This window comes from Kocuria sp. UBA5001, assembly GCF_002398425.1.
GTDB classification, from domain to species: domain Bacteria; phylum Actinomycetota; class Actinomycetes; order Actinomycetales; family Micrococcaceae; genus Kocuria; species Kocuria salsicia.
The window spans coordinates 36110-51978 of sequence record NZ_DGYR01000017.1 but is presented as its reverse complement, the minus strand read 5'-3'; the positions used below and the strand labels follow the sequence as shown (position 1 = coordinate 51978).

The window sequence follows — 15869 nt, the reverse complement described above, 5'->3', positions numbered from 1 at the left end:
CTGAAAAGGGGTCACGCGCCGTCGTCGTGTGCCCGGGTCTCCGGTCGCCGCAGCCGGCAGGTGCGGTCCGAGGCCGCGACCATCTCCTCGTCGTGTGTCGCGACGACGACCGAGGCACCGTGCTCCATCAGCTCACGGAGCATCCCGACGACCGCACGACGGTTCTCGTCGCCCAGGCACACGGTCGGCTCGTCCGCGAAGACATACACCGCCTGCTTGTGCAGGGCATGGGCATGGGCGATCCTGACTCGCTGCTCATCCCCGCCGCTGAACCGGGCGGCCTGCTCCTCGTGGCGCCCCTCGAGACCGACCCTGTCCAGGACCTCGCGGGCCACGCGTCTGCGAGGGGCGCGTGAAGACCCCCGACGGCCGCAGCAGAACGTTCTCCAGAGCCGTCCACGGAGTCGAACCGGTCAATGGGCATCACCGTCACGAGCCGTAGGCGAGGACCGCCTCGTAGAGCGTGCGGCGGCCGAGGACCTGACTTCACATCTGCCCTGCGCAGTGCCGCAGGAAGAGCTGGCGGTGCACGGTCGCCACGTGCACGCGGACCGAGACCGCGGCCGAGATGACGGAGGCGCCGGAGCCCGGGGACCAGACCGTGACCAGCAGGAGGTGCGCGGGGTCCACTGTCGGCTCTCGGACGCTCACACCGTGCTCGGAGGTGAACCGCGCCAGGGCGTCACGCCCGTCCGGTGCAGTACGGAAGGCGAAGGTCCAGATCGCGCTCAGGTCGGCATCACCAAGCTGCGAGGACGGCCGCGCGGTGCCGTGCCTTCTGGTGTCGTACCAGCAGATCTCGTCGGAGGTCTGCGAGCCGCCGCCGAAACGGTAGAGGTCCGTGCCGTGGAAGAAGTCCATGCTTTAGGAGGCGTCGTTGCCCAGCGGAACGACCTCGTACCGTTGGCGGACGTACGCGTCCGTGAGGCACATGAGGAGCAGGAGCACGAGGACACTGGCCACGAGGACGGAGACCCTGATCATGGCTGCTCTCCCTCCGCCGCACGGACGCCCGGGAGTGTGCGCTACATCCTATGACCGCGAGGTCAGCGCTCCGTGGTCCCCGGGGCCCCGCGGGGAACAGCGACGCACCCCCGGTGCCGCGGCGCCGTCGGCCGCCACGCGTCCACACCGATCACCACGCCCAGCACCGCGAGCGCCAGCAGGAACGCGCCGGTGACGTCCGTGAGCCAGTGGTACCCGAGGTAGAGGCGGCTGAACGCGACGACGGCGATCACCGTGACCGCGCCGAGCAGTGCCTACCACCGGCCCCGCCGCGGCTCGGGCCGGGTCGTCGCCGCGACCTGCCGGACGCCGTGGTCACCGGGAGACGTCGGTACGGCGCCCGCGGGAGACCGCAGGGCGGCGTCGTCCGCGGCAAACCGGGGCGTGACGGCGCGGGGGCGGAAGTACAGCAGGTAGACCAGCACCAGCACGAACGTGGTGGTGGCCAGGGTGTGCCCCGAGGGGAACGAGAACGAGTGGTCCGCACCCAGGAGCATGTCCGCGATCGGGGGCCTGTGGCGCTCGACGATCCACTTGACACCCACGATGCCCGTGACCGCCAGGAGCATGGACCCAGCCAGGAGCACGGGCCGCCACCAGTGCGTGCTGCGCCACAGCCACACGAGCACGGTGGCCAGGCTGATGAGGATCATCCCGGTGGGCGCGGTGACGGTGGTGATCACGACCAGGACGGACGTGACCAGCGGGTCCCGGTGCTCCTGAGCCACCGCATCAGAGGGGTGTCCAGGCGGGAGAGGTCCTCGTGCTCCAGCCACCAGTCCCACACGCGGGTGAAGAGCAGCACGCTCCCGACCACGAGCAGGCCCGCGAGGACCAGCCGACGACAGCGGGCGGCCGGGTCCACGATGGCGGGTTCGGCCAGGCGGCGGCGCAGAAGTCCTTGGGATGCATCGGGGTGCGGGGCGGATGGCATGCGAAAATCCTAGGAGCACCAGCCGCACGTCAGCTGGTGGTTTCCTCGAAGGACGGGCCGTCTCGACGGTGTGGGGAGCCGCAGGCCCAACGCCTCAGAGCACCACGATCCAGCAGGTTGCCAGACCCACCGTGGTCAGCGCCACTCCGAGCCAGAACGAGCGCCACGGCGCCGCCTTGCCGACGAAGCTGTAGGCAACGATCACCACGGCGAACTCGCGCAGCACCAGGATGGTGGCCGCGAGATGGAGGTCGAAGGACGCCACCCAGGCGATGAGCGCGCCGAAGACGATGCCGATCACCGGACCCACGAACGTCTTCCACGCCGCGCCCGTGCGCACGAGCAGCACGGAGGCCGCCCAGGAGAGCACACCGGGGAACGAGACCATGGCGATGAACGGCACCATGGACATCGCGGAGTTCCACTTCTCGCCCAGAATGGGCCCCAGCACGACCGCGGCCACCTGTGCCACGACCACTCCAACCACCGCGAGCATGAGTGCCCCGGAGAGGAAGCGGTTGCTGGTGTCGCTGATCTCCTCGGGGGTCTCCTTGTCCGCCACGGCCACGCGCACCATGTTCGCCGTCGACGCCGCCAGGGCGTCTCCCGGGGCTCGGCCCACCGCGCTGCCCGCGGTGTAGGTGCCGAGCACAGCGGTGCCTGCGAAGAACGTCATGAACAGCCGCTCGGCCTGTCCCTGGAACCACGCCATCAGTGCGTACCCGGACATCGCTCCCATGTCCGAGAGGATCGACTTCTTCCCCGGTGCGGAGTGCGGGATGGGAATGGTGTTCTTCCGCGCCCGCCTCCAGCACAGCAGCGCGAACACGCCCTCCGTGACGGCCAGCTGCAGTGCGGGCCCGAGCAGGGACTGGGTGAGCAGCAGCGTTGCGCCACCCACCACGAGGCCCACGATCGCGGCACGGAACTGGAGCCGCGCGAGCAGACCCCACTGGCTGGTGGCCTGGAGCGTACCCACGTAGAGCAGCCCCAGTGCGCCGAAGCCGGGCGCGAACGCCACGGGCAGCACCTGGAAGAACTCGCCCCAGTTCTCCAGGGTCCCGTTCCACAGCAGGAACAGCATGAGCGCGACCAGCAGCTCGAACGCGACCACCGGCATGAACATCCGGTAGCGGTTCATGATCTTCATGCCGCCAGGCTCGGTGAGCACGCGCATCACGGCGAAGCGTGCACCGGAGTCGATCGTGACCTGGATGGCGGTGTAGAGCAGCGTGACCACGTTGTAGATGCCCACGTAGTGCGGGTTGGTCAGCGCCGCGAGTGTGAGGATGACCAGCGCTGAGGACAGCCTAGGGATGATCCGCTCGATGAGCGCCTTGACCTGATTCAGCACGAGGACTCCGCCGCCTCCACGTGATGCATCACCTGGTGCCTCGCGTAGGGGCGGGTGACGGGCCGCACCTGCGTCAGGACCTCCGCCGCGCGCTCCGAAGGCACGCTGGGATGGGACGGGGTCCCGCCGTCATCGAGCAGCCAGCCGCGACCCGTGGCACGGGCCCACTCCTGATAGACGCGGCGCACCTCCGGGTCCGCCTCGACACGCCGGTGGTAGTCCTCCGCACCCGAGATCTGTCCGGCGCTGAGCCGGTAGGCGATCACGGGAGCCGCGATCTTCGAGAGGCGTGCCCCGTTGAGCAGGGCGTCGTGCCACAGCACATAGTCCTCCGCCGGGGAGTCCACGGCGTAGGCGTTGGCCTCCAGCAGGGTCTCACGCCGTGCGAGCATGCTCGGGTGGAACAGCGGATTGGTGAACGGCAGCAGGACCCCGATCTCCTCGGAGGTCAGCGACCCGAAGTACGAGGGCCGCGGGACGGCGCCGCCACCGAACCGGATCCCGCTGCCGCACACGATGTCCGCGTGGCGCATCGCGGCGAGCTCCAGTCGGAACCGCCACGGGGCGCAGAGGTCGTCCGCGTCCATCTTGGCCACAAACGCGCTGTCGGTGCTCAGCAGCAGCTCCCGCGTGCACGCGACCGAACCCCGGTTGCGTTCGTGGGCCCGCACCACCAGGCGCGGGTCCGTGACGGCGCGCGCAGCCCGCTCCGTGGCGTCGTCGGGCCCGTCGAGGCCCACCACGAGCTGGGCGTCGCGCGGCATGGCGCGCAGCGTGGACCTGATGCTGCGCCCGATCGTGCCGGACGCCCGGTAGGCGGGCATGATGACCGTGATCAATGGCATGTCTTTTCCCCCAAGAAAGTGTGTCAGAGCGCGTCCGGCGCCCCTCCCCCGAATTGTCCTCGGCGGCTCAGAGCCGCGCGGGTGCCCTCGCGCCGCCCAGCGCCGTCGCACCGCTCGTGCCGTTCGGACCGCACTGGCCGCCCGGGGACCCGGGTGCCGACGACGCCGCGGGCCCCGGTTCCAGCGGCTGCCCCAGGTCGCATGGCCGTGCGAAGAGCCGTTCGGCAACCCACAGTGCCCACAGGGGCAGGATCGACAACGTCACGAAGACCTCGAACGACTCGAGCTGCCCCACGATGCCCTGGAACACGAGAGTGGAGCCGACCGTGGCCAGCAGCACCCGGTTGGTCTCGCTGCGGCTGCGGCTGTAGGCGTCCGAGACGACCGCGGAGAAGATCCCCAACAGGAAGTACCCCGCGACCACCCCCACAAGACCGAAGTTCAGCAGCATCTCCGCGCTGAAGCCGGGAACCACGTAGATCTGGTCCTCCCCTCCGAGCAGGTCGTAACCCGAGACCTGGACCATGGAGCGGAAAGGGTTGTCCACGGAGACGCCGCCCAGGTGCAGCAGGGCGAGGGGCACGTTGATCAGCGCGCTCCAGATGGTCTCCCCGTGCAGCGCGGTGTGGTTCGACGCCCATGCGGACATCGAGAACCGCCCCCACTGCCAGTCGATGAAGGACCAGGGGTCCGTGGTGGCACCGACCCGCTGGGAGGTGGTCGCCACGACGAACACGACCATCGCCACGGCGCCCGCCACGATCAGGGGCCACCGCAGGATGCTGATCCGCGGCAGCATGATCGCCAGCAGCGGGAACGCGACGTAGGCGATCTCGGCGCGGCCACCGTTCCACGTGGCGCTGACGGCCAGCGCGGCCAGCCCTCCCACGAGCAGCAGCGTGTTCCACACGGCCTGCCCGGTGGCACGCCGGCGAGCTGCGAACGCCAGCACCAGGAGAGTCACGGCCCACGGGAGCCATCCGGCCAGGAACGCGTAGCGGGCGTTGCCACCGTCCACCGAGATAATCCGGCCGCCGGTCTGGTCCGTGGTGGCACCCATGACCCGGATCAGTCCCACTCCTCCCGCAGCGGCCAGCACGAGGGCGAGACCACCCACGCTCACCCGGTGGGCGGCGGCGAACGAGTACAGGTTCTCCGGTGCCAGCGGGCGGCGCGGGACCTCCCGGGAGTCGTCACGGGCCGGGAACAGCCGGGGGCGCGGCACGACCAGACCGGCCCACAGTGCGCAGCTGGCGAGGAACGTGGCCCACGCGGCGGTGGTCAGCCCGGAGGTGGAGCCCACAGGATCGCCCGAGAGCACCTCGTAGAAGCCGCGGTCCTTGGACCAGCCCAGCACGTGGGCGAAGCCGGAGACCACATTGGCCAGCAGGAAGTTGAGCACCATGAACAGGCGCAGGTTGAGTCCGTCCACCCGGCCACGGGTGCGGATGTGGATCAGGGCCAGGAGACCCACCACGGCGGAGGCGGTGAGCAGCAGGATGGCGCCGGCAACGGGATTCACCGCGGTCACCGCGCTCAGACCAGTCCGGCGTGTCCGCGGCCCGAGCGCACCTTGTTGGCCACGAGGGACACGGGCACCTCGCGGAACCCCGCCACCGCGCTGTGCAGCTGGTCCGTGGAGACCCGCCCGGGAACCGTGACGAGCAGGACCTCGTCCGCGAGCTCGCCGAGCACGGCGGCGTCCGCAGACTCGCTGAGCGGCGAGCAGTCCAGGATAACGACGTCGAACTCGCCGTGCAGCTCTCGCAGCAGCGCCACCATGGGCTCGGAGCACACGAGGTCGCTGGGCCGCGACGCGGGCGAGCCCGCCGGCAGGAACGTGAGCCCCGGCTCGAGGCGCACTGCGCTCTGCTCGGCCGCCGCGCGCCGCTCCAGGAGGTCGGAGACCCCCGGGTGCGCCTGCTGCGCGAGCAGCTCCGTCATCCCGCGGTCGGAGAGATGTGCGTCCACGAGGACCACCCGGCTGCCGAGGCCCGCGAAGCTGCGGGCGAGCTCCAGGGCCACCGTGCTCGCGCCGTCACCGGAACGGGTTCCCGTGACCACGAACGTCGCGCCGCCCTCCACCTGGGGCAGCACCTCCGCGTGGCGCTGCTGCAGCCGCGAGCGCAGCGCGGTCACGTGCGGGGTCGGGGCCGCGGAGCCGGGCTGCTCGATGGCCGCGGGGTCGAAGCTCAGCGCGTCGCTGAGGTGTTTCAGGCGCGGGACGCTCGCGGTGAGAGCCGCCCCCGGGACGCTGCGCAGCTCGGTGAGGGTGCGGGGGCGCCGGACCAGACTCTCCAGCACGAACGCCAGGACCGCTCCGAGCAGTGCACCGAGCACCAGGCCCGCGGCGGGGTACACCGCGGCGGGAATCCCGCTCGGCTTCTCCGGCAGCTGGGCCCGGCTCAGGAGCTCGGCCTTCACGGCGCCCTCACGGTTGGCCACCTCGGGGGACAGGGACTGCACGCCCTTGGTCAGCTGGTCGGCGACGCCGTTGGCCACCTGCTGGGCCTCCTCCGGCGTCTCCGCCGTGGCGGTCACCTGGATCACGGACGTGGCCGTGGGGTTGGTGACGTCCAGCATGTCCTGCAGGTCCGAGACCGAGCGGTTCAGGCCCTTGTCACGGATGACAGGGTCCAGGACGTACGGGGTGGTCGCCACCGTGGCGTAGGACTTCAGCTCCCGCGAGAGGTACGTGGCCGCCTGGTTCAGCTCGGTCGCGGAGTCACTCGTGGGAATGGTGACGTAGAGCTGCGAGCTGGCCTCGTACTTGGCCGGCAGCGCCACGGCGAGCACCCCTCCCGCCACGAGGCCCACCACCGCCAGTGCGGCAATGGTCTTCCACCACTTCTTCAGAACCTCGGCGTAGTCGCGCAGCGTCATGTGTCCTCCATACCCCATGGTGACGGTGTCGCGGTGGACCCGAGCCTGCGCGCTGCCCAGCGCACACGGCGATCGGGACCGGCCCATCCGTCTCTCCCCAAATGAATCTGAGGGAAGTCTATCGCGCGGATTCATCTCCATGAACACTCAGACAGTTTCCGCGGAATTCCTTTGTACCCACATCGGAGGATGAATTTTACCTCCGGCAGGGTGGGCTCGTGCGTTTCGCCCGGAAAATGAGGGGTGTCGAAAGTGCACTGCGCGGAATCCCATGAGTGCGACAACTACTTCGACACCGAGAGGAGGGGCCTCCCACCTGCGCCGTCGCCCAGGAGGCCGTGCCGGACCCCCGCCCCTGGGACGGACTGCGCGGCCCCCGGTGCGACGAGGAACATGTGCGGACAAGGTCTTTGCCAAAGTGAACTTCGCGGGAAATTGGGGCTACGATGAAGAGAGAAGGGGGCAGGAGCGGACCACGAGGACCGCACCGCCCCCGGCATCACACGTCGCGGCGCGGCCGGTGCACGGTGTCCGGGGCACCTCCGGCCCGTGACCACGGAGGCCGCCACCGCACAGCGGAGCTCGCGGGACGAACGCTTTGTCCCCCGAGCTGGGGAATGTGATGAATATTTGTCCCCCATTCGGGGAACGACAGGGAATGGGGATTTCCGTCGGGCTGACGGGAACGCGAAAGAACTATCGGGGGAATCACATGAGCGCACGAACGAAGAACGCCGTCGTGGCATTCCTGGCCGTCGTCCTGGGCACCGCGGTGCTGGGGGCAGTGGTTGCGGGCGCCGCGGCCGCGCTGCGGCCGGAGACCTACACGTCCACCGCCACCGTCATGGTGGCCCCGGACAAGGCCCTGCCGAACGCGCAGACGGACTCCGTCTCGCAGTACGTGCTGAGCAACATGCCCACCTACAACAACCTGGCGACGACCACCACCGTCCTGCAGGAGGCGGCGGACCACGGCCGCTCCACGGACGAGATCTCGCAGCACCTCGCGGTCGAGGTCCCCACCGGCTCCACGCTGATCAAGCTCGCCTACACGGACACCGACCGCGAGCGCAGCGCGGCTGTCGCGGACGACCTCGCCGCCGGGCTGCAGAAGGCCATCCGCGAGTACTCTCCCCGCGCCGACGGCACCTCGCAGGTGGACGTGACCATCGTCCAGGACGGTGCCTCAGCGACGTCGAGCAGCACGCCGCAGGTCAGCCGCTGGGCGACCGTGGGCGGTGTGGTGGGCGCGATCGTCGGTCTCGCCGCAGCCCAGGCCCTGAGCACGCGGCGAGCCAAACGCGCCCGTGACGCGGGCTCCTCGGCCGCCGCGCGGACCGAACCCGCGTCCTCGTGAAGTGGCGCGACGCCCTCACGATGGACCGGGTCCCGGTCCTCACGCTGGTCGTCTTCCTGCTGATCAGCTGGGCCTCCACCGAGTACTACCTGGGTCACGCCGTCGTGGCCTCGCCCAGCCCCTTCACACCCGTGTGGGGCGCGTACGACCACGCGGACGCCATGCGGCTGGTCCTGTGGGCGCTGCTGGGACTCGCGCTGGCACTGATCGTGCCACTGCCCGGCCGGGTCGCCTCGTGGCCGTCCCTGCTGGGCACCGTGGGTCGCCAGGTGCAGTCCCTCTCCGGCCTGTGGCTGGTCGTGACGTTCGGGACCATGGCCGCGCTGGTGCTCGCCAAGGGGCCGTACCTGCTGCACGCTCCCCAGTACCTGATGTTCACGGCACCCTCCGCGTTCGTCTCCGCCGCGAGCGTGGCCCAGCCGATGGCGGTGCTCGCGGCAGGGTTCCTCTCCGTGCGGCACCCGAACCTGGGCCGGATCGCCCTGGGCCTGTGGCTCGTGCTGCTCTTCGCGTGCGCCACCCGCGTGTTCGCCGGCGTGCTGGTGCTCTACATGGTGGGGAAGTTCCTCGCGGGCGGCCGGGTGGCCTGGCCCACGTGGCTGCTGACCACCGTCGTCACCGTGGTGCTGCTGCCCATCCCGCTGCACTGCCGGGCGCTCACGGACCACGGACTGATCCCCTACGCGCGTGCCATGGTGCACCTCGTGGAGAACCCGTCCTTCTTCACGGACTCCCTGCTGACCACCACGAGCAGCTTCGGCTTCAGCGTGCCCCTGCTCGTGTTCACGAGCCGTGAGCAGTCGATCACGGCGTCGGACATGCTCATCTCGGTGAACCCGGGGCCGGGATCGCTGGTGGGCTGGGACGAGATCATGCCCACCATGCGCGTCCACGACTTCATCCCGTACTCCGCGCTCGGCGAGTGGGCGAGCTTCGGCGGCTTTGCCCTGATGCTGTTCCTGCTGGTGTGGGGCGTCGTCGTGCGAGCGTGCCTGCGCAGCGTGGGGAGCAACCCGCACCCCACCATGGCCCTCTTCCTGGCGGCCGTCCTGGGCATGTCCATGCTCACGGTGGTGATGGTCACCCAGTACAACACCCGGGCCGTGAGCCGGATCGTGTCCATGATGATCGTGCTGACGCTGTTCGAGCGCGTGGTGCGGCCGTGGACGGAGTCCTTCCTCCGCAGCCGCTCCCTGCGCCCCGTGCCGTGGGCGGGGCCCGCCGCGCCCCGTGGAGTTCGCGATGTCCACGCCGCGTGACGGAATGCCGCGGCGTGAGAGCGCGCCTCTCGGCTCGACGCCACGCCGTGGTGGTCTGACCGGGGCAGACCCGCGCGGCCCGGAGGTGACCCGACGGCGCGGCGCCACCCGCCGCACCTTCCTCGCCCTGGCGGGCACCGCACTGGTGGGCACCACCGTGGCCTGCTCTGCCTCCGGGCGGCCGGGCGCCACACGGGGCCCCTCCTCCGCCGCCGCCCAGCAGCAGGTCTGGGCCCACATGGTCCCGCAGGGCCTGCCGCTGGCCGAGAGCGGGGACATCCACTACGGCAGCGAGCGCCCCCTGGCCCTCGCGCCGGCGGGTACGGACTACGCGAGTCTCGTCTCCGGCCAGCTGGAGCAGGGCCGGGCGGCCGGCATCACGGGCATGCAGATCCTCCTGCTGGAGGGCGAGAACAAGGGCTCGGACTTCCTCGGGGACTGGATGGACGCCGCGGATCCCACGTGGCAGGACGGGGCAGAGGGCTTCGCCGTGGCACCGTGCCTGCTCGTGTCCTCGCGGGACGGCGCCGTCGAGATGATCCGGCAGTACGCCGAGGCGGCCGACGGCAGGTCCTCCGCCGCGCGGGTGGAGGACGCCCTGGTGGTGTGGATCTACAACGCGCGCTCGCTGTCCCCCGAGGACTGGGCGTCGTGCCGCGGGGCCGTGGAGGAGAGCGGCACCCGGCTGCACCTCGTGGCGGAGCTGGCCACCGCGGCGAGCCAGCACGGGGACTCCCTGGACACCTCCCTGCTCGACCCCTACGCGGACACGTTCGAGGCGGTCTGGCTGTTCGAGGACCGGGAGTCGCAGGTCCTCGGGGACTTCGCGGCGTGGGCGGCGGCGCACGGCACGGTCTTCGCGGGCGGCACTCTGCCCGGCTACGACCGCGAGACGAGCCACGGCGGCTACGTGGACGCGCGGGGCACCCAGCTGTGGCGCACCCAGCTGGAGCGTGCCCGGGACTCCGGCGCCGCCTGGCTGACCGCCGTGACCTGGAACGACGCCGTGGAGCACACGAGCGTGCAGCCCACCACGGACTGGGGCACCACCCGCGCGGACCTGCTGGCCCACCACGCTGCTGCGTTCCGCGGGCACGAGCCGCAGGAGAAGAACCTCACGGCGTACGTGACGAGTCCCCAGTACCTCGTGGCGGGCCAGGAGCTGCTCGTGGAAGGGCTCGCGATCAACCACGAGTCGCAGGATGCCCGTGTCACCGTGCGGGTCACCGACGCGGACGGCACCACCCTGGCCACCTCGCAAGAGGTCACGGTTGCCGCGGGTGAGGTGGGCGCGGCCGTGCTGGAGCGCACGGTCCGGGTCTCGGGCGGGGCCCACGTCTTCGCCGTGGTGGAGCTGCGGGACGCCTCCGGCGAGCTGCGCAGCAGCACCCGCGGCGCGCCCGTCGTCGTCTTCGCCGCCGGGGACCCCGCGATCCCGGACCCGCCGCGGCGGCGCTGGTACTCGCTCTCCTCCGCGGCCACCGTGGACTTCTCGCGGTGGGCAAAAATCGAGGGCGAGGACGACGACCCCGCGTCACCGTCCGATCTGCGCGTCCTCACCGAGCGCACGGTGCGCTCCGTCGAGTTCCTGCACAACACCTGGCCGGCGGGGCTCGCGCTCGCCGCCCGGGAGCTGTCCTACCGCGCGCCGCCGGACTCCCTCGTCGGGGGCCAGGAGGTCACCACCGTGACCCAGGGCTTCACGGTGGCCCGCCTGGTCACGGAGGCCGGCGAGATCGCGTACTCCGCGCCGGTCCACCACGGCACGGTTGCCGGATCCGGCGACGGCGACGACGACGACGACGACGCAGGGTGACGCGGCGGCGTCGTCGTCCCACCAGGGACCGCGTCACCACGGACCGCGCCACCGCACGCACCGCCTCGCCCACCGCCGTGCGCACCACCGCGAGCAGCACGAGCACACAGCCATCCACGAAGGGGAGAAGCATGGGAACCACCACACGCCGCCTGGCCACATTCACCGGCCGAGGCTACGACAAGGGCAGGGGAACGCTGCAGTGCGCCGCATGGGCGCTCGTGGCGGAGCCGCTGCAGCGCTCGGTGCTGTGCCCGCCGAGCGTGCGCACCCGCATCCTGCGCGCGTTCGGGGCGCAGATCGGCGACGGCACGCTGATCCGCCACGACGTGCGCATCCACTGGCCCTGGAAGCTGAGCGTGGGTGAGAACACGTGGATCGGAGTGGGTGCCTGGCTGCTGAACCTGGAGCCGATCACGATCGGCTCGGACGTGTGCATCTCGCAGGGTGCCATGCTCTGCACCGGAAGCCACCGCGCTGACGACCCCGCCTTCGAGTTCGACAACGCCCCCATCACCGTGGCCGACGGCGCCTGGATCGCCCTGCGCGCCACGGTGCTGCGCGGCGTGAACGTAGGCGAGGGAGCCGTGGTCGGTGCCACTGCACTCGTCACGCGTGACGTCCCCGCGGGTGAGCGCGTCCTCGCCCCGGTCTCGGCGAGGGCGTGAGCGGCATGCGCATCCTGCAGATCGTCGCGCTCGTCTCCGGGACAAACGCCTACGGCGGCCCCACGACCGTCGCCTTCAACCAGTGCCGCGCGCTCGCCGAGGCAGGCCACGACGTCGTCCTCGCCGCCACCGGATCCGGCCTCGGCACGCCGCTGCCCACCGAGCGCGACGGCGTGCACACCCGTCTCTTCCGACCGTCCTACGTGCTGCCAGGGGCCGGTTTCGCGGGCCTGACCTCACCCGCGATGCTCACGTGGGTGCGCCGGGTGGCCGCGAGCGCGGACGTGGTGCACGTGCACACCGCCCGGGACCTGCTGACCCTGCCGTCCGCGTGGCTCGCGGAGCTCTCCGGGACCCGAGTGGTGCTGCAGACCCACGGGATGATCGACCCCTCGGACCACCCCCTCGCGGGCCCGCTGGACGCCGCCCTCACCCGGCGCGTGCTGCGCGACGCCCACCGCGTCTTCTACCTCACGCCGCAGGAGGAGCAGGACGTCGCAGAGGTGGCACGTGGGCCCGTGAACCTCATGGAGCTGCACAACGGCATGCCCGTGAACCCCACGCCGCGGGCTCCCGGGGACGACGACGTGTGCCGGGTGCTGTTCCTCGCCCGCCTCCAGGAGCGCAAGCGCCCGCTCGCGTTCGTGGCCGCCGCGCGTGCGCTGGCGGAGCGTTTCCCGCGGGCCGTGTTCACCCTCGTGGGCCCCGATGAGGGCCAGGGAGACGCCGTGCGCCACGCGATCGAGGACTCCGGTCTGGGCGAGCGCCTCACGTGGGCCGGCGCAGTGGACTCCGCCGGTGCCGCCCGCTGGATGAATGACTCGGACCTCTACGTGCTGCCCTCCGTCAACGAGCCGTACCCCATGTCTGTGCTCGAGGCCATGTCCACCGGCCTGCCGGTGGTCGTCACAGACACGTGCGGTCTGGCGGAAACCGTCCGCCGAACGGGGTCTGGGACTGTCGTTGACGACTCCCAGCAGCATCTGGAGGCGGCCCTCGCCGAGCTGCTGGCGGATCCGCAGCTGCGGCGACGCCGGGGAGAGGCCGCACGGGAGACGATCGCGCGGGAGTACGGCATGGACGCCGTGCTCGAGCGGCTGCTCGAGGCCTACCAGGACTGAGCGCCGCGCAGGATCACGTACCGCGGACCCCAAGATGATTCTCGGTTCCCACGGTGCGTTTCGGTGCACGGTCCACGCGGGGCCCCGCAGCGCGACGCGCGGGCCCCTACAAGCCGTAGGTACCGTCCCCCGAGCAGGGGACACGGGAGTGGCCGAACGGCCAGTCCGAGCTGTCCATCGGCCATCGGAAGTCTGGCCGATGGACAGTATCCGCGGGGTGTGTACTCTCCGTACGGTGGTTGCTGCCGGGTTCGAGAACGGACGGAGCACACAGATTCCGCACGGACCGGCCCGGCACTGCACAGTCACGATCACTACTCAGTCACGATCGCTGCTCGCTCACGCGCACTGCAAGAGCAACGAGACAAGGACGTACACCGTGGATATCGCCACTTCCGCCACCCAGTCCCTGGGCAGCGTGGCCGGCATCGAGCTGGACTTCCTCACGGCCTTCGGGATCGCGGGCTGACGGGTTCACCCTGTGAGCCTGCTCGTCATGCATGGGCGGGGGGACGCTCCACCGCCCGGCTCCAAGTACCCCACCCGCGGTGGGGGCCTTGGGCCGTTCGAAACCGCCCCGGGGACAACACCCCCTCCCCCCCCTGTCCCGGGGCGGTTCCGAACGGTGTGCCCGGATACCTGGCATGGCTGACGCGGGAGGAAACGCCGCAGACCCACCCCTTAGGATGGACGGGTGAAGGCCTTACTCCTTGAGAACATTCATTCCGACGCCGTGGACGCGCTGCGAAGCCGCGGCTTCGAGGTCGAGACCCGCAAGGGCGCCCTGGATCCCCAGGAGCTGCTCACCGCACTGGACGGCGTGGACCTGCTGGGCATCCGTTCCAAGACGCAGGTGACGCGCGAGGTCCTGGAGGCCCACCCGCAGCTGCAGGCGGTGGGGGCGTTCTGCATCGGGACCAACCAGATCGACCTCACCGCGGCCACGGACACCGCCACCGCGGTCTTCAACGCGCCGTTCTCCAACACCCGCTCCGTGGTGGAGCTCGCGCTGGGCGAGATCATCGCCCTGGCCCGCCACCTCACGGACAAGAACGCGGCCATGCACCAGGGCGTGTGGGACAAGTCCGCCAAGGGCTCCCACGAGGTCCGCGGCCGCACCCTGGGCATCGTGGGCTACGGCAACATCGGCAAGCAGCTCTCCGTGGTGGCCGAGGCCTTCGGCATGGACGTCTACTACTACGACGTCGTGGATCGGCTGGCCATGGGCAATGCCACCAAGTGCGACTCGCTCGAACAGTTGCTGGGCACGGTGGAGACCGTGACCCTGCACGTGGACGGGCGCGAGAGCAACACCAACATGTTCGGCCGCGAGCAGTTCCGCCAGATGCGCCCCCGCTCAATCTTCTTGAACCTCTCCCGCGGCCATGTGGTGGACATCGAGGCCCTGCAGGAGGCCCTGGTCTCCGGGCACCTGGCCGGTGCCGGCCTGGACGTCTACCCCTCCGAGCCCAAGGCCGCGGGCGAGCCCTTCGAATCCCCGCTGCAGGGGCTGCCCAACGTGATCCTCACCCCGCACGTGGGCGGTTCCACGGCGGAGGCGCAGGAGAACATCGGCGGTTTCGTCTCCGGCAAGCTCATCGACTACTGCCGCTACGGCACCACGAGCCTGTCCGTGAACTTCCCGGAGGTGCAGCTGGACCCGTTCATCCACGGCACCCGCCTGCTGCACATCCACAGCAACGTCCCCGGCGTGCTGGCCCGCGTGAACTCCACCCTGGGCGAGCACGGGATCAACGTGGACCGCCAGCAGCTCGTGACCAAGGGCCAGATGGGCTACATGGTCACGGACTGCGCCAACGGCGTCACGGACGAGGTCGTGGCCGCCATCAAGGCCCTGCCCGAGACCATCCGGGTGGCCACGGTCTCCTGACCCGCCCAGCATGCAGGAACCCCCGACCCTCACCGCTCTGCGGGGGAGGACCGGGGGTTCTTCTGCGTGCGGGGGCGGCGGATCAGCCCTTCTTGCCGGAGCCCGCCTTCTTGCCTGCGGACTTGCCCGACGTCGCACCCTTGCCGGACTTGCCGGCCACGGCCTTCTTCGCAGCCTTGGCTGCGGCCTTCTCCGTGCGCACGGAGCTGTTCTCCAGCACGCCGGAGTCGTTCTCGATGTGCGAGCGCATGAACCACTGGAACAGCTCGAGGCCGCGCACCTGGGCGATCAGCATGTCCTCGGTGATGGGGTCCACGTCCCCCACCTCTGCCAGGGCGGCACGGTGGTCCTGGATCACGCCGTCGTAGACGAGGTCGAGGGCCGCGAGGTGCTCCACCCCGGAGGCACGCATGACGTCGTAGTCGTCCCACGTGCGCCCGGACACGATGGTGCCGGGCAGGCCATTGGGCGAAACGCCCATGGTGGCCATGCGCTCGGCCACCTCGTCCACGTAGCCACGGACCTCGTCGATCTGGGGGTCGAGCATCTCGTGCACCGAGATGAAGTTGGGACCCACCACGTTCCAGTGGGCGTGCTTGAGGGTGAGCTGCAGGTCGTTGAGCGCGTTCAGGCGCTGCTGCAGGACATCGGCCACCGCGTGACCCTGCTCGGTGGTGAGACCGGGGACCGTGTAGGTGGCGTTCTTGCTGGACTTCTTGGCCATGACAACCTCCTC

At 70.5% G+C, this 15869-nt stretch carries 14 protein-coding genes and 1 pseudogene; 6 read left to right on the top strand and 9 right to left on the bottom strand.

Translation table 11 applies throughout. The features are described from left to right. Positions 1 to 11: 11 nt before the first annotated feature. From B3G12_RS10510 to B3G12_RS10475, 8 genes and pseudogenes are all read right to left on the bottom strand, one after another. Positions 12 to 335: a hypothetical protein gene (locus tag B3G12_RS10510; RefSeq protein ID WP_290500251.1), complete on the bottom strand. Its 324-nt coding sequence runs from the start codon at positions 333 to 335 to the stop codon at positions 12 to 14. A 151-nt stretch (positions 336 to 486) separates the two neighbouring features. Beyond that, positions 487 to 861, bottom strand: coding sequence for a hypothetical protein (locus B3G12_RS10505; protein ID WP_094393426.1), 375 nt, complete (start codon positions 859 to 861; stop codon positions 487 to 489). A gap of 185 nt (positions 862 to 1046) precedes the next feature. Continuing rightward, positions 1047 to 1658, bottom strand: a pseudogene (locus B3G12_RS10500) (phosphatase PAP2 family protein). Positions 1659 to 1684: 26 nt separating this feature from the next. Then, on the bottom strand, positions 1685 to 1939 hold the full coding sequence (locus B3G12_RS10495) for a hypothetical protein (RefSeq protein ID WP_290500248.1): 255 nt from the start codon (positions 1937 to 1939) through the stop codon (positions 1685 to 1687). Between the two features lie 94 nt (positions 1940 to 2033). Beyond that, entirely contained in the window at positions 2034 to 3293 is a 1260-nt protein-coding gene (locus B3G12_RS10490; RefSeq protein WP_144943165.1) for a hypothetical protein, read from the bottom strand. Next, positions 3287 to 4138, bottom strand: coding sequence for a glycosyltransferase family 2 protein (locus B3G12_RS10485; RefSeq protein WP_144943164.1), 852 nt, complete (start codon positions 4136 to 4138; stop codon positions 3287 to 3289). The genes B3G12_RS10490 and B3G12_RS10485 overlap by 7 nt, the downstream gene beginning before the upstream one ends. 67 nt (positions 4139 to 4205) lie before the next feature. Then, entirely contained in the window at positions 4206 to 5669 is a 1464-nt protein-coding gene (locus B3G12_RS10480; protein WP_290500245.1) for a hypothetical protein, read from the bottom strand. 5 nt (positions 5670 to 5674) lie between these two features. After that, positions 5675 to 7021, bottom strand: coding sequence for a polysaccharide biosynthesis tyrosine autokinase (locus tag B3G12_RS10475; RefSeq protein WP_290500243.1), 1347 nt, complete (start codon positions 7019 to 7021; stop codon positions 5675 to 5677). A gap of 712 nt (positions 7022 to 7733) precedes the next feature. Between B3G12_RS10475 and B3G12_RS10470 the strand changes: the two genes are divergently transcribed. The 6 genes from B3G12_RS10470 (at position 7734) to serA (ending at position 15133) form a co-directional block, all read left to right on the top strand. Continuing rightward, positions 7734 to 8378: a hypothetical protein gene (locus tag B3G12_RS10470; protein WP_186367310.1), complete on the top strand. Its 645-nt coding sequence runs from the start codon at positions 7734 to 7736 to the stop codon at positions 8376 to 8378. Then, positions 8375 to 9637 (top strand): hypothetical protein, encoded by a 1263-nt coding sequence (locus B3G12_RS10465; RefSeq protein ID WP_094393419.1) that lies wholly within the window; start codon positions 8375 to 8377, stop codon positions 9635 to 9637. The genes B3G12_RS10470 and B3G12_RS10465 overlap by 4 nt, the downstream gene beginning before the upstream one ends. Before the next feature lie 85 nt (positions 9638 to 9722). Further along, the gene (locus B3G12_RS10460; RefSeq protein WP_290500241.1) at positions 9723 to 11453 is read left to right on the top strand and encodes a hypothetical protein; all 1731 of its coding nucleotides are present in this window, start codon (positions 9723 to 9725) and stop codon (positions 11451 to 11453) included. 131 nt (positions 11454 to 11584) lie between these two features. Continuing rightward, positions 11585 to 12121 carry an acetyltransferase gene (locus tag B3G12_RS10455; protein WP_055086077.1) on the top strand — a complete coding sequence of 179 codons (537 nt, stop codon included), beginning with the start codon at positions 11585 to 11587 and terminating at the stop codon, positions 12119 to 12121. 5 nt (positions 12122 to 12126) lie between these two features. Next, complete coding sequence (locus tag B3G12_RS10450) at positions 12127 to 13242, top strand: glycosyltransferase (protein ID WP_290500240.1); 1116 nt, start codon at positions 12127 to 12129, stop codon at positions 13240 to 13242. Positions 13243 to 13936: 694 nt separating this feature from the next. Then, positions 13937 to 15133: a phosphoglycerate dehydrogenase gene (serA, locus tag B3G12_RS10445; protein ID WP_144943160.1), complete on the top strand. Its 1197-nt coding sequence runs from the start codon at positions 13937 to 13939 to the stop codon at positions 15131 to 15133. 82 nt (positions 15134 to 15215) lie between these two features. Here the strand turns inward: serA and B3G12_RS10440 are convergent, their stop codons facing one another. Next, on the bottom strand, positions 15216 to 15857 hold the full coding sequence (locus tag B3G12_RS10440; RefSeq protein WP_290500238.1) for a Dps family protein: 642 nt from the start codon (positions 15855 to 15857) through the stop codon (positions 15216 to 15218). Between the last annotated feature and the right edge of the window lie 12 nt (positions 15858 to 15869).